This window comes from Mycobacterium attenuatum (assembly GCF_900566085.1).
Classification (GTDB): Bacteria; Actinomycetota; Actinomycetes; order Mycobacteriales; family Mycobacteriaceae; genus Mycobacterium; species Mycobacterium attenuatum.
Map to the genome: position 1 here is coordinate 59883 of NZ_UPHT01000057.1, position 13129 is coordinate 73011.

Below are 13129 nucleotides of genomic sequence, written 5' to 3' on the forward strand. Positions count from 1 at the left end.
GGAGCCTGCGCAGTGACGATCCCTGACTATCAGACGCTCATGCGCCCTGTACTCGCGTCGCTGGCAGACGGACAGATTCATCGGTCGCGTGACGTGATCGAAGCGATGGCCGATGAGTTCGCCCTTACCGTTGAGGAGCGCGCAGCCAAGGTGCCGAGTGGGCAGCGGCGCATCGACAATCGCGCCGGATGGGCGATGTCGTACCTGAGTCAAGCCGGTCTGATCGAACGGCCGGGACGTGGCCTCGTCAGGATCTCGGATGAGGGTCGTGCGGCGCTGGCCAAGCACCCGCAGCGGATCGACACAAAGGCGTTGGAGATTTACCCGGCGTATCTAGAGTTCCGCGATCGGAAGCGAGGCCGGTCCACCGACGATGGGGACAGCGCGGAGAAGTCAGCCGCCACCGACGACGATTCGAGTACGCCGAACGATCTCGCTGAGCGTGCAGAGCGAATTAACCGCACGGCGGTCGAGCGCGAAGTGCTTGCGGCGGCGCTCAAGCTATCGCCCACTGGCTTTGAGGAATTGGTCGTGCGATTACTCGACCGGATGGGGTACGGGCGCACCGGCTCGGCGCACCGAACCGCGCCCTCCGGCGATGGCGGCGTCGACGGAATCATCAGCCAAGACCCGCTGGGGTTAGACCGCATCTATATCCAGGCCAAGCGGTACACGGACGCGGCGGTCGATCGGCCTGCAATTCACGGTTTTGCGGGGGCGCTGCTCTCGAAACAGGGTGATCGGGGAGTCTTCATCACGACATCGCGTTTCACCAGAGGTGCGCAAGACGAAGCGGAGCGGATCAACGCTCGGATAGAACTGATCGACGGTGCCCGCCTCGCTGAGCTTCTTGTGCAGTACGGCGTTGGAGTCCAGCCCGAGCAGTCGGTGACGCTCTACCGCCTTGATGAGGACTTCTTCGAATCAATATGAGGGGGCGACGTCAGTGCCACGCCTGCTGATCATCCATCACACCCCGTCGCCACACTGCCAGGAGATGTTCGAGGCGGTCGTGGCCGGTGCCACCGATCCCGACATCGAGGGCGTGGAGGTCGTCCGCCGACCGGCGCTCACTGTGTCGCCTGTCGAGATGCTGGAGGCCAACGGCTACGTGTTGGGCACTCCGGCGAATCTGGGCTATATCAGCGGTGCTTTGAAGCTGGCGTTCGACCAGTCGTACTATCAGCTGCTCGACTCCACACGTGGCCGCCCGTTCGGCGTCTACCTTCATGGCAACGAAGGCACCGAGGGAGCCGAACGTGCGCTCGACGGTATCACCGCCGGATTGGGCTGGGAGCGTGCCGCGGAGACCGTGATCGTGTCGGGCAAACCGACCAAAGCCGACGTTGAGGCCTGTTGGAATCTCGGCGCAACCGTCGCCGCAACGCTTATGGGGGAGTGACGAATTGGCCGCCGAGGCGAAGCTCCATCACACGGTGCCCCAGTTCTACCTCGCTGGGTTTGCAGACGACTCAGCACGGATCACAACCGTGAGATTGCCGGGCGAGAAGCGGTACACGTCTCGCGTGAGAAACACTGCCGCGACAAATCGCTTCTATTCGATCGACGGACATCCCGACGGCGCGGACGCGTTCGAGAAGGCGCTGTCACTGTTGGAAGGTAACGCGGCATCGGTCCTGCGCGTGATCGAGGAGGGCACCTGGCCGCTCTCCGAAGAGGACCGCCTGACGCTCGCGACCCATATGGCGGTGCAATACCTTCGCGGACCCGACCACCGTCGGACCCTCGAATACCTCGCCGCGCAGATGACCCGTTTGGAGGTGCAGTTCACCGGGCGGGACAACATCAAGCAGTGGGTCGAGAAGCGTTACGGCGTCGAGGTCGATGACGATGAGGCCGAAACCCTCTGGCAGCAAGCGACTCAACCCAGCGGGCCACCGATTACCCTTGCGCCGATAGCGCACATCGAACAGATCATCAACGGCGCGGATGAGTCGTTGCCGTACATCGTGTCTCGGCCCTGGAAGCTGGTTCGATTTGACCGCCGCTCGTTGGTCACCTGCGACCAACCAGTCGGCCTTGTGCCCGCTGAAGATAGCAAGCCGTGGCAGGGTGTGGGTTTCGCGACGGCGTGGGGAATCACGTTTCCCGTGACCCGGAAACTCGGCCTTGTGATGAGCGACGTCACGCCGATGATTGAGTTCCGGTATCCGGTCGAACGGGTGCGGGCGGGTCAACTGGACTCGGCCGAACCAGGCACAACCGCGATGGAGAAGTTCATCAACGAGAGCACGATCAGGTCGGCTAGCGAGTATCTCTACCTGCACCCTGACGATGAATCGTTCCTGCCGCCCAAGCTGCCGGAGCCAACGCTCAGCAACCTCGTTTCGCCGGCTGAGCTCGACATTCCGGACGGGGAGGTGATCTGAGTCAGCCGGACTCCGGCTTGCTGAGGTCGTCGGTTCCGACGGGTTGGGCCTGGGCTTTCATGTAGTTGGCGTGCCGTATCGGCGGGATGAGGTAGGGCCGGAACACCGACGTACCTCGGAGCACTCGGGGCATCGCGGCGTGCAGCCATATCATCGTCAGCACCAGCGGAGCGTCCGTTTGGGCATAGGCCCAACCCGAGTAGTCGTTCTTGACGGTCTTCGAACCGTCTTCCTTCTGAATTCCGATCTGGATGCCCATCGGGTTGTCAGGTCGCAGGTAGAGCCACACGCCCTTCCCGAGCACACAGATCGCATCGAGCGGCGGTTGTGGCGTGTCTGCCCAGTCGTGCGGCCCCATCGACTTACCTGGTGGCGGTGGGATCAGGTCCGCCTCGCGGAGGCGCTCACCGATTGTTTCGATGGCGACCTTGTTGTCAAACGCGACAACGAAGTAAGGCGGCACCATGCCGATCTGCTGCATGTAGGCCTGCTCTTTGGCCGTCATCACGTGGTCCGACTCGTTGACCGTCATCCGCAGTTGCTTAAACACCGTGCCCTTGTTGATGCAGTCACTGAGCGCGGCGACGTCAAGACAGGACTTGACTTCCCCGGCGGCAGCGACACCGTCCACGACGTAGGTTCCCGACTTGCCCTCGGGGAACGACAGAGGATGGTCGGGGTTCGTGATCACGACGTCGGTCTGTCGTGAGCCGTCTCCAAAGGCGTCGTAGACGATGCCCTTGCCGACGCTGTAGACCAAGGGAAGATAGCTACGCAGCGTGGTGCGCACCGCCTCCTCGGCTCCGTCTCCGACCGTGGTGCCGTGGTCAGATTCCAGGCGAGCTTTCGCCAGGGCGGTCTGCAGTTCTTGCTCGACGGTCGACAGGATCTTGTGAAAACGCAGGTCGATGCTGTAGCTGCCCTCTTGGGTCTGCTGCTCGGTCATGCACTCACGACCCCCCGGCGAACCGGCGCGCCTCGGCGGTCGGCTGCCGAACGACGGCGAGACCGTCGTCACCCGGCAAACTGGACTCGAAGTACTCGGCGATCGACGGCAGCAGCTTCCGAACCGCCACGTCGAGTTCAACGCCGAATCGAGCAGCCATTGCCCCCGCGCTGGCTGCGCCGTCGTTCTCGTCGCATATCTGAAGCGCAGCTCGAAGGGTGGCCAGTTTGTCGGGAATGGTCATAGTCGCCAGTATGCGCGGGGTCACCGACACAACTCCGCGAGACCGCCGCCCCCTAACCGGACAGCATGTTGCCACCTGCACCTCCGAGCGCGCCGATGGCGATCTGTTGGAGCGCACCCGTGAGCCACAGCCCTGCTTGCTTGGCACGGCTCCGTTCCTCCTCGGGGCGCGAGTCGTCGGCGGCGACGGCCTCGAACGCCGCCACCAGTCGTTCCAGCTGCACCTCGGGTGAGGGCCACTGCCCGGCAACCCGCAGCGCGGCACTCGTCGGCGGCCCGACCGCGAGGATTTGCCCGCTGAAGGCATTCATGCCCTTCTCGAAGTACGGCTCTCGATAGAGAGCGCGCAGTGCCCGCTGCACTGTGTCCTTATCGAACTCACACGCCGCCCCGAGTTCAGCGGCGCTCGGATTCCGGCCCGTGCGGTCGAATATCTCGACGGCTGCCCGCAGCACCGGCAAGTCCCGATCTGTCCATGTGTCGGCGATCATGGCGCGAGTATGCCCCCGCACCCCGACAACGGCAGGGAGGTCAGCTACCCGCTGATCCGGCGGCGCAGGTACCCCGGCATGGCCGTGATCGCGCCCTCGCGAGCACGGCGCTCGCTGCCTAGCGGTGACGCAAACCCCCACCGCTGACCGATCGAGTGGACCAGCACGTCGTGAGCCACGACCGTTGCGGCGAGGGCGTCGGGCTGGTGCTGTCCGGCCTGCCACGTCACCGCCGCGCCTTCGAGGTCAGGCAGGTGCCCGGCGATGCGGGTGGTGCCGGTCTCCAAGCCCTGCAGCAGCGCCGCCGACCGGGCCAGCGCATCACCGCCGCCGCGACCGCTGCCCTTGGGAGGCCACGTCGTGACCTTGATCGGGCGGTCGAGCTTGGCGCGGCGCAGCGCATCGGTGACGACACGCCGATACGTCTCGCGGGCGGCGAATCCCTCCACGGCGATCTCAGATGCGCCGACGTCGACCGCCAGATCGACAGCGGCCCTGGCCCATTGGTCGGACGTCATCGGCGCGGAGACATCGGCGATCACAGCCACGACGCCCTCAGGCGTGAGGCTCGCAGCGACGATGCCGCAGGCGTCGCCGGAGCCGGAGTCAGCCGGGTCAACACCGATCACGGTCTTGACCGCGCCGCTCGGCGCTGCAGGCAGCCGCCACGCATCGAGCCACTCGCGCTTGACCAGACCGCCCTCGGGAGCCGAGGGCACCCCCTCGTACAAGGCGTACCAGGCGCGCTCACCGGAGGTGCGGCGAGCGGCGGCGAAGTGTTCAGCGGTGAAGCCCAGCGCCGACGTCATGGCGGTGCCGGGCGACCGGCCCAACACGTCGGGCGCGCCGGTCTCGGCGACGGCAGGCACGTTGGTGTGGGTCCAGACGTCGGGTTCGGCGTCGAGCAGTTCGCCTGCCAGGTCGCGTTCGTGCCAGCGCGTCATCACCAACAGCACCGACCCGCCGGGATGCACGCGGGTCGCCAGGGTGGAGCGGTACTCGGTGATCACGCGGCGGCGGTGCGCCGCGCTGTCGGCCTCGGCGGCATCCTTCACCGGGTCGTCAATCACCATGAGATCGGCACCGAAACCCGTCACGCCGCTGTTGATCCCGGTCGCGAGCAGCCCGCCCGCGTGGCCCTCGACCCGCCATCGCCCCACTGCCGTCTTGTCGGCGGACAGCCGGATGCCGAGGTAGTCGGCGTGCTCATTGATCAGCTGGCGTGCCTCGCGGCTATGGGCCTGAGCGAGTTCATCGCTGTAGCTGACCAGCACGATTTGCAGGTCGGGATTGCGCATCAGTGCCCACACCACCTCCCACACAGCCAGCAGCCTGGACTTGCCGGTGCGCGGCGGGGTCGTCACGATATCGCGGCAGTCCGGTTCCTCAACAGCGCGCACGGCGATGTCCGACAGCAGCCGGATGGTCGGCGTGACAACGAACTTCGGGTCCAGCCGACGCGCCAGATCGGCAGGGCTACTGGGCCGTTGCCGGCCTCGACCGGCCCGCAGAGCACGGGCGGCAGTGAGCGTCGTGAAGGCCTCGATCACGCCGCGCCCTTCCGGTCGAACCCCGCCTGTTCGGCATCCCACAGGTCGGTGCGGGTCCACCGATGGCCGCAGTGAACGCAGACGTACTCGCACGTCACGCGCCGGTCGCCGTGCCACGTCACCGCATCAGGTTCGACCAGGGTGGACAAACGAACGCAACTGTCGGCCTGGTCTCCGGCGGGGTTGCAGTGCCCGCAGTAGTCGCCGAGATAGCTAACATGTCTGCGGTCGACGGTGTTGGTGCTCATTGGGTCTCCTCGGTGTTGGTGGTGAGTCGTTGGCGGCGGAGACCTTCGTGGCTGTGGGGGTGAGTCAGGCGGTCGCGGCGGTCACCGCCGCAGCCCCGCGGTCAAGAAGGCGATATGGGTACTGCTCGGCCCGCCCCTGTCGCCCTTGGGCAACCCAAGCGCGGCGCACACGTCATCGTGGGAGGCCTCGCTGGTCCGGTGCAGCTGTTGCGCGACCTTCACGACCGCGCCCCACGTGCGGTTCAGTAACGGCGGCACCACCATTCGCGCCTCCGCTGTCGGGGTGCCGGGCGTGTTCATCTCCCGCACCGCCGCTGCGCACAGAGCCTTGGTGTCTCGACCGTTGTAGGTCTGCAGGTACCGGAGCTGCGCAGTTGTCGGGCGCGGCCCGTACAGCAACCGGCTCTCGGCAGCCATGCCCGCGTAGGTGACTCGGGCGTCGATATGGTCGGGGAGGTTCGCCCAGTGGACGAACCCCTCCAAGCCGTTCACCCTGCTGTCGCTCACGATGGCCGTGCCGATCTCGCCGCCGAGCACGGCACCGACGACGGCGTGGCCTGCTTCATGGACGCACGCCCGCAGGTGCAGCATCTCGCCGTCGGTCAAGTCGGCCCACGTCAGCGGTGGGCGGGTCTTGGTCATAGTTGGCCCTTCCTAGCTATTACAAGTTGCGTCTCGGTGGGACGTCGGGGCGATCGGCACATAGCTCAGATCACCGCCCCGACGCCACCTTCCAGACCGAAGGAGAGTCTTTGTTGCTGAGCAGCTTGGAGAGATTGCGCTTGCGGGCCTTCTGGTCGCGGACGTCGGCACGCGCTGCAGCCGCTTCGAGGTGGTCATTGATGCAGGCCGTGCAGGTGTAACCCCAGACGTCGCCCTTCCACTGCCAGCACGGGCCGTTGCAGGACCGGCAGCGCGGGCCGCGATAGTCCGTCATTAAAAATCCTGTCTCTCTGGCGGTTGTGGTCTTAGACGTCGATGCCCAGCGCGGCCAACTCGGCGCGGGGGTCGGGCTTGGCGGGCAGAGCGGACGGTTCGGTGTCGGCCCGGTCGAGCGCCCGTTGCAACGACATTGCGGCCCGGTCGACAGTCTCGCGCAGCAGCGCAGCCAGCACGTGTGAGCGCGACGGGCGACCACGCAGCGCGGGCGCGCCCGGCGGGAACGCGGTGGCGAGCAGGTCACGCAGCGCGTCGTCGACCGGCGTGACCATCTCGACCAGCGCCACCGCCCACGAACCGTCAGCGATCATCTCGTCGGTGATCTTCGGCAGGGCCGGGCGCGGGGCGAGATCGCAGATCGTGGTCATGGCGTACTTGCGCTTGCCGGGGTCATCGGCCAGGTGTTCGGTGCGACGGCGCGCATCGCGCTCGGCGTGCCAGCGGGTCATGGAGCCCGCCGCCTCATGCGCCGCGTCGGCGTAGGCGAGCACCTGCCGCCGCAACTCCAGAGGGCACGGCTGGGCGGTGACCTGAGCAGCCAGAGGCCCGGCCACGTCGGCGACCTCGCGGCACACTGAGAAGCCCCGGTAGTCGTCCACCGACAGGTTGCCGCGACGTCGGCGGATTTCAGCCTGATCCATGAGTCGTCCTCTCGACGGGCGGGCCACAGGTGTAGGCGAGGCCGGGTCGCGCATCGCAATCACGGCGTCGCCTCGGCGGGCGCAGGCTCCAATGGCGATTCCGGCTGCCTCTTCGCAACGCTTGCGGGCGAATGGGGTGCGGGCAGGTCATCGTGTGGGGCGGGTGCCTGCGCGACCTCTGCGGGCCGGGGCGTGGACTCGATCAAGTCGAGCAGTGCATCAGCCCGTTCGGCGCTCAGGCCGGTGTCTCTGATCAGGAACGTGCGACGACGCCAAAAGCTCAGTGCCGTATCGCATTCGGCAACGCGAGGTCCGTCAACCTCACCACGGCTGGCGAGCACCGCCTTGCGCGCACGCCACGACTCCATCGGGCGCGAGCGAGGGTGGGCCGGGGTCGGGGTGCTGACTGTCATAGCGCCCATCATGCCACTGAGGCGTGCAAGGAATACGCTTAAACATGTTGCGGCACAACGCTATACGGTAACCAAACTAACCAGAGGCGAGGGTGGAAACCGTCTCGATCCAGGGCAAACGCAACGACCCCGGCTGACCAGAATCAACCGGGGTTCGTTGGCGCGTCGGGAGCGTCGGCGCACCTTTGCACGCCATTACCGGTCAGGCGGTCGGTTCGAGCTGACGGGACAGGATGCGGCTCACGGTGGCTGAAGCCCACCGCCCGCCGCGCTTGGTCGGATGCCCCTCGGCGGTGAGCGTGTCGGCGATCTGCTGCGTGCTGGCTCCGGTGTCGCGCAACTCGTTCATGCGGCGCAGCGCGGCCTGCTCGGCAGGCACCGGCACCAACGCGCCGTTGGGGTTGGCCGGGCTGCGCTTGCCCGAGCGCCACCCGTACGGCGTTGCGCCCGTGGCGTGTCCGCCTGCAGCGGCCTTGGCACGCCGTCCATCGCGGAGGCGCTTGGCGATCATTCGGCGTTCCAAACCGGCGAACACCCCAGCCATCTCGCGCATCGCCGTGCGCATCGGGTCGTCAGGGTCGTCGCGCATCACCTCGGCGGGCGGCAGGCTGGTGAACACGGCGGCGTGGCCGACCAGCCAGACCCTCGTCAACAGCGCCTCCTGCACGGTGACGGAGCGCGCCAGCCGGTCGAGGTCACGCACAATCAGCCCGTCGGCCTCGCCGTTGTCGATCATGTCCAGCGCCTCGGTGAGGCCGGGGCGATCGATGGCGGGCAGCGCGCCGGATAGGCCTTCATCGCTGCAGCAGGCGACCACGCGGGCGTCCAGAGCGCGAACCGCGTCGCGAATTGCCCGGCGCTGCACGTCGAGCCCGAACCCGTGAGCCTTCTGCTCGATGGTCGACACGCGGAGGTACGCAACAAGTCGACGCTTACGTTCCTGCATGGCTCAAGTCTCCTATGTGGGCCGCGATTAGAGCTGAAGGTCTAGTAGCGACTATAGCTGACGGCGTGCCCTGACAGACGTGAGTTGCGCTGTGGCCGAGGGGTTTTCAGGTCACGAACCGGCGCGGCTGGGACGCCAGCCCGGCGCACCCGTGCTCGCGGGCGGTTCCGTGAAGGCATCGTTGCGGCGCGTAGCCCGCCAGTCCTCGCCGAGGTCAGCCGTCGGTGCAGCCGTCGAGCCACGGTTCGATCGCGAAGCGCGCCAATCTGATCCCAGTCCGCTGTCGTTTGCCATGTGATCCATTCTCCTCTGTTGGGGTGAAGCTCAGAGCCGTCGAGTCGCGCCGGGGTTGAAGCCGCGCAACGGGTCATAGTCGCCGCTGTCGGCCCGGCGCTGCGGTGCAGGCGTCGGCGTGGAGGCAGGCTGCGCGTGAACCTGCTGGGCAGCCGAAGCGAGTGCCGCCAGCGCCGACACGATCGAGGTGCCCTGCAGCGCAGCGTAATCGGATTCGTCCTCCGGCGCGTGATCGTCGTCGGTGGATTCCGGCCTGCTCTCCGCAACGCTCGCCAACGAAACCGCCGGCAATGGATCATCGTGTGGGCAGGACGATTCCGACGGCTCTGTGGGCTGCTCGACACCGCGCTGGCGATCGAGCACGGCTGCCCACTCGCGCAATTCCTCGGGACTCAGCGCACCAAGCCCCACCGCCTGCCGGGCGACGTCGGCGTGCAGCGACCACAGCGGGTCATCGGCTCCGATCACGGTGCCGAACAGTTCGCGCAACTCGGTCACGGCCTGGTCCTGCAGCGCCGACGGGTCCAGCCGACCCTCGGCCACGTCCTGAGCAACGGACATCGCAGCGTCTACGGCGTCGCGCCGGGTAACAGTGGTCATCAGGCGATCTCCTTGGTTGGGGTTGGTGCGTCGACCACCTCGGCGTCGAGCACTTCGAGCATCCGTTGACGCGTGTCGGCGATCAGCGAGGGCAGCGATTGGGACACGTTCACGTCGACCTGCTGGGCAACCGGCACGTGCAACCCGTTGAGCTTGGCGTCCTTGTCGATGTTGTCTCCGATGGCCCGGGCGTAGGAGACCACCGCCTGATGGTCTCCGGCCTGCTTCGCTTCCGCGAGACCGGCGAACATGATGCTCCTGGTGATCCGCAACCCGTCTGCAGCGGTGCGACGGAGGGTGACGGGGTTCTCTGCGGGTTCGGCCTCCGCCAGGCGAGCCACCGCCAGTTGAGCCGCCCGCCGCGACCGGAAGCCCTCGGAGTCGGCGATCTGCTGCCACGTCTTGCCGGTACCGCGCAGCCACCGCGCCCGCTCAGCGCGGCGTCGGCTGTCCTCTCGGCTCATCGCCGGTCCCGGTCGTGCCATGTGGTCATTGTGGGGTAATTGCGACCTTCTCCTCTAGTACCCGACGTCGGAGGGAAACTCGTTGTGCCACTGCCTGATCCGCCGCTCACCGCCCCGGTCATCCGCCGCTCTCCGGCCCGTCGGGGCGCGCTCGGGTGAGGGTGTCGCCGCCGCCGCTCCTGACGTCGCCAGTGACGCCGGAGCAGCAGGGGCGGGTCTCGTCGTCGGTGTTCCCCTTCCCTCTAAGTCCCCCCATAAAGGGGGGAACGACACTTAGAGGGGGTAGGCCTCGATTTGGACCCCCGCTTAGAGGGCTTATAAACATGCAGGTCAGCGCATTTAGACCCCGTTTAGAGGGCTTTAGACCCCCGGTTGCCTAACTAACCTGGGGTCTAAGTGGCTTCATTTAGACCCCTCGTCCAGTCTGACCTGGGCTTTTGCGCCTCAGCGGCGTGCCGGAGCCGTCGAAACCCGCCATCGCTAACCCGATCGGGCATTGCTCCGAGCGCAAAGGCGCAGTTCGGAAGGGATCTAAGTGACGATTTAGAGGGCTTAGACCCCCCTCGCTTGACCCTTCTATGCGGCATCTCCGGCGGCATCCTCGAACCCGGCGGTGTCCTCGGTCGCCGTCAGTGCAGCACGATCGGCGTCGGTGAGTTCCACGTCATCCTTGGGCTGCCAATAGGTGTGCTGCAGGGAGTCGACGCGGGCGACCACCAGCTTCCCGCCTTGCGCGAGCAGCTTGATCGCCGTGGTGGCGGTGCCCGTGCTGCACACCCGCCGCTCCTTCTTCGTGCGCCCCTTGTGGTCGGTGTATTCGCGGACCACCTCGGCGGCGATCTCGGCGAGGCGCGTTTGGGTCAGACCGACGCCGGGGATGCAGTTGACCTGCGCCAGCTTGAGCATCGGCAGCGCGTAGTTCGCGCCGACGCCGGTCCACTCCTCCATCGGGGCGGTGGTGAGGTCGACGTCAATAACAGCCGGGTCGACCGCCTCCGGTGCCAGCACCAGAGTGCTCCGCCCGCCGCCGAGTTCGACCTTCGTGGCCGTGACGAGGATGGCGTGGCCGTCGGCACCGTTCTTGTTCTTGCGGTTCTCCAACCGGACAGCGAACGTGCCGGGGTCGGGCCGCAACACGGCCCATTCGGTGTCCAGCGCATTGGTCCACGCAATCGTGCCGCGCCCGACTTCGGGGTTGCTCTTGGGCGTGTGGTGCAGCAGCAGCGCAGTCACCCGCGTGTCGTTGACCAGATCGGTGACCTTTGCGATGGCGAGACCCTGGGCTGTGGCGCTGTCCTCTTCGAGACCGACCGTGCAGCGGGCCTGGGTGTCGAAGACGATCAGGGCGGTGCTCCGCGCCTGGACCAGTGCCCGAATGTCGGCCATGTCGGCGTCGGACGCCAGTTGCGCCGCCCCATTTAGGAACGTCACGTACTGATCAACTTTGCTGCGGGGCACGCCGCGCTCCCGGCACCACCCCTCCACCCGGTCGTTGATGCCCGCCAGACCCTCACCGACCACGTAGGCGACGTGCACCGGCTCGGCTCCGGCCACCTCGAACCGCCGCGCCCCGAGCAACGGGGTGGCGGTCGCCAGCGACAGCGCGACGTCGAGAGCCAGGAAGCTCTTGAGCGTGCCCGACATGCCGACCCAGCGTTCGAGGGTGCCGGTGCCCATCAGCTTCGGGATCAGGTCGACCGGCGCGGGCAGGGCGGCAAGCTCATCGAGCGACATCCAACGCTCGCGCACGGGGTTGGTGTTGCGGCGTGCGGCAGCCAGGCTCTGCGCTGCTTCCCGCGCCTGGATGCGGCAGTCCTCGCGGGTCGCCGCCTCCGTGATCTTCAAGGCGGCGATCTGCTCGTTAGTCAGTGCGCCCAAGGCGGTGATTTGGTCGTCGGTGGCTCCGGCGTCCACGAGCCGGTCGCCCTTGAACATCAACTGCGGGGTGTCGCTGATCGGATCGCGTCCAGCGTCCCAGGCGTCGATGTTGGCGGCGAGCTTGCGCGCCCACGGCTCCGTGCACCCATCAAGGCTACTGCGGGCGAACCGCACGCTCGCCCAACGGTTCCGCCGCTTCTCCACTGCCTGCTGCACTCCCAACTCCTTCGCGTGCTTGGCGTTGGCCGACGGACGGTTGAACGGCTGATAACCCTCCTCGCCGGGCCGCAGCCCGTTCACGTCGGCCTTGCCGTCATCGGCCTTGGCGCGCTTGCCGAAGTCGACCGGCAGGTCGATGACTAACCCGCTGTGGCCGTTTGTATCGGCCTGTTCTGCACCGCTGCCGGTAGACTCGGCAGCGTTCTCCTTGCGAGACATGGTGTTGCCTTTCTGAACTGGTGACTCGGAGAGGGTGCGGTGGCCTTCGTGGTTGTGGGCGTCGCGGGCACTGAATCGTTGGGAGTGATGCCCGCCGGGTTAGCGTCCGGCGGGCATCACCCTTTTCAGGGCAATCATGTTGAGCCGGTGCCGGTTCGGGTCACTAAGCTCATGTGGCACCGCTGGTCTGGACGTCAGCACGGCTGAGCGCCAGCAGTAACTCGCCAGCCCGCCGCAGGTCGTCGGCGCTGAACTGAGCAACGACAGCGGCTACCCAGGCCTGGTCGACCGGCGCAGGGTTACTGCGAGGCGGCGTGGCTGTTACCGCACCGCCGTCGGCATCGCGGTTGCGGACCCAGGCGTCGACCTCATCGGCGATGAACATCTGGCGACGACCAACACGGTGCGACGGAAGGCCTTGGGTCTTGGTGAGGTTGAGGATTCTGCCGGGCGCGACAGCACCGCCGAAGCATTTGGTGCTGACTTCGTCCGGCGTGAGATACCGGGGGAGAGTGGCAGTGGCGGACAACGGGTTTCCTTACAACTCGCCGACGTACCGCCCAGGATCGGGTGATCCTCGCGGGCTTGTCGGCGGGTTCGGTTCCGCCTCAACAGACGCGACTATAGCGCGTGTTAGATCACTTTAGA

The 13129-nt window shown here is 66.6% G+C and carries 17 protein-coding genes; 3 read left to right on the forward strand and 14 right to left on the reverse strand.

Annotated elements, in window-relative coordinates:
• Nucleotides 1-12: 12 nt before the first annotated feature.
• Genes EET13_RS09960 through EET13_RS09970 form a run of 3 tightly spaced genes read left to right on the forward strand, consistent with a single transcriptional unit; the run spans nt 13 to nt 2390 of the window.
• A complete protein-coding gene (locus EET13_RS09960) occupies nt 13-933 on the forward strand; it encodes a restriction endonuclease (RefSeq protein ID WP_122442133.1) in 921 nt (306 codons plus the stop codon).
• Between the two features lie 13 nt (nt 934-946).
• On the forward strand, nt 947-1402 hold the full coding sequence (locus tag EET13_RS09965) for a flavodoxin family protein (RefSeq protein WP_168991258.1): 456 nt from the start codon (nt 947-949) through the stop codon (nt 1400-1402).
• A 4-nt stretch (nt 1403-1406) separates the two neighbouring features.
• Nucleotides 1407-2390, forward strand: a complete 984-nt coding sequence (locus tag EET13_RS09970; RefSeq protein WP_122442135.1) for a DUF4238 domain-containing protein — start codon at nt 1407-1409, stop codon at nt 2388-2390.
• 1 nt (nt 2391) lies between these two features.
• Here the strand turns inward: EET13_RS09970 and EET13_RS09975 are convergent, their stop codons facing one another.
• The 14 genes from EET13_RS09975 to EET13_RS10040 form a co-directional block, all read right to left on the reverse strand.
• The gene (locus EET13_RS09975) at nt 2392-3336 is read right to left on the reverse strand and encodes a DUF6602 domain-containing protein (RefSeq protein WP_122442136.1); all 945 of its coding nucleotides are present in this window, start codon (nt 3334-3336) and stop codon (nt 2392-2394) included.
• 4 nt (nt 3337-3340) lie between these two features.
• On the reverse strand, nt 3341-3580 hold the full coding sequence (locus EET13_RS09980) for a hypothetical protein (protein ID WP_122442137.1): 240 nt from the start codon (nt 3578-3580) through the stop codon (nt 3341-3343).
• Between the two features lie 52 nt (nt 3581-3632).
• Nucleotides 3633-4070, reverse strand: coding sequence for a LexA family transcriptional regulator (locus tag EET13_RS09985; RefSeq protein WP_122442138.1), 438 nt, complete (start codon nt 4068-4070; stop codon nt 3633-3635).
• 44 nt (nt 4071-4114) lie between these two features.
• The gene (locus EET13_RS09990; RefSeq protein ID WP_122442170.1) at nt 4115-5617 is read right to left on the reverse strand and encodes a terminase large subunit domain-containing protein; all 1503 of its coding nucleotides are present in this window, start codon (nt 5615-5617) and stop codon (nt 4115-4117) included.
• A complete protein-coding gene (locus EET13_RS09995) occupies nt 5617-5868 on the reverse strand; it encodes a hypothetical protein (protein WP_122442139.1) in 252 nt (83 codons plus the stop codon). The genes EET13_RS09990 and EET13_RS09995 overlap by 1 nt, the downstream gene beginning before the upstream one ends.
• Nucleotides 5869-5949: 81 nt before the next feature.
• Entirely contained in the window at nt 5950-6510 is a 561-nt protein-coding gene (locus EET13_RS10000) for a hypothetical protein (RefSeq protein WP_122442140.1), read from the reverse strand.
• A 70-nt stretch (nt 6511-6580) separates the two neighbouring features.
• Nucleotides 6581-6805: a hypothetical protein gene (locus EET13_RS10005; protein WP_122442141.1), complete on the reverse strand. Its 225-nt coding sequence runs from the start codon at nt 6803-6805 to the stop codon at nt 6581-6583.
• Between the two features lie 31 nt (nt 6806-6836).
• Nucleotides 6837-7448, reverse strand: coding sequence for a hypothetical protein (locus tag EET13_RS10010; RefSeq protein ID WP_122442142.1), 612 nt, complete (start codon nt 7446-7448; stop codon nt 6837-6839).
• 59 nt (nt 7449-7507) lie between these two features.
• Nucleotides 7508-7861 carry a hypothetical protein gene (locus EET13_RS31315; RefSeq protein ID WP_244603842.1) on the reverse strand — a complete coding sequence of 118 codons (354 nt, stop codon included), beginning with the start codon at nt 7859-7861 and terminating at the stop codon, nt 7508-7510.
• A 202-nt stretch (nt 7862-8063) separates the two neighbouring features.
• A complete protein-coding gene (locus EET13_RS10020) occupies nt 8064-8807 on the reverse strand; it encodes a recombinase family protein (protein ID WP_122442143.1) in 744 nt (247 codons plus the stop codon).
• Between the two features lie 324 nt (nt 8808-9131).
• Nucleotides 9132-9701 (reverse strand): flagellar hook-length control protein, encoded by a 570-nt coding sequence (locus EET13_RS30885; protein WP_211189046.1) that lies wholly within the window; start codon nt 9699-9701, stop codon nt 9132-9134.
• Complete coding sequence (locus EET13_RS10030) at nt 9701-10186, reverse strand: hypothetical protein (protein ID WP_211189047.1); 486 nt, start codon at nt 10184-10186, stop codon at nt 9701-9703. Before EET13_RS10030 ends, EET13_RS30885 begins: the two co-directional genes overlap by 1 nt.
• A 555-nt stretch (nt 10187-10741) precedes the next feature.
• Nucleotides 10742-12481 carry an AAA family ATPase gene (locus EET13_RS10035; RefSeq protein ID WP_122442144.1) on the reverse strand — a complete coding sequence of 580 codons (1740 nt, stop codon included), beginning with the start codon at nt 12479-12481 and terminating at the stop codon, nt 10742-10744.
• Nucleotides 12482-12650: 169 nt separating this feature from the next.
• Nucleotides 12651-13010, reverse strand: coding sequence for a helix-turn-helix domain-containing protein (locus tag EET13_RS10040; protein ID WP_122442145.1), 360 nt, complete (start codon nt 13008-13010; stop codon nt 12651-12653).
• Nucleotides 13011-13129 lie beyond the last annotated feature (119 nt).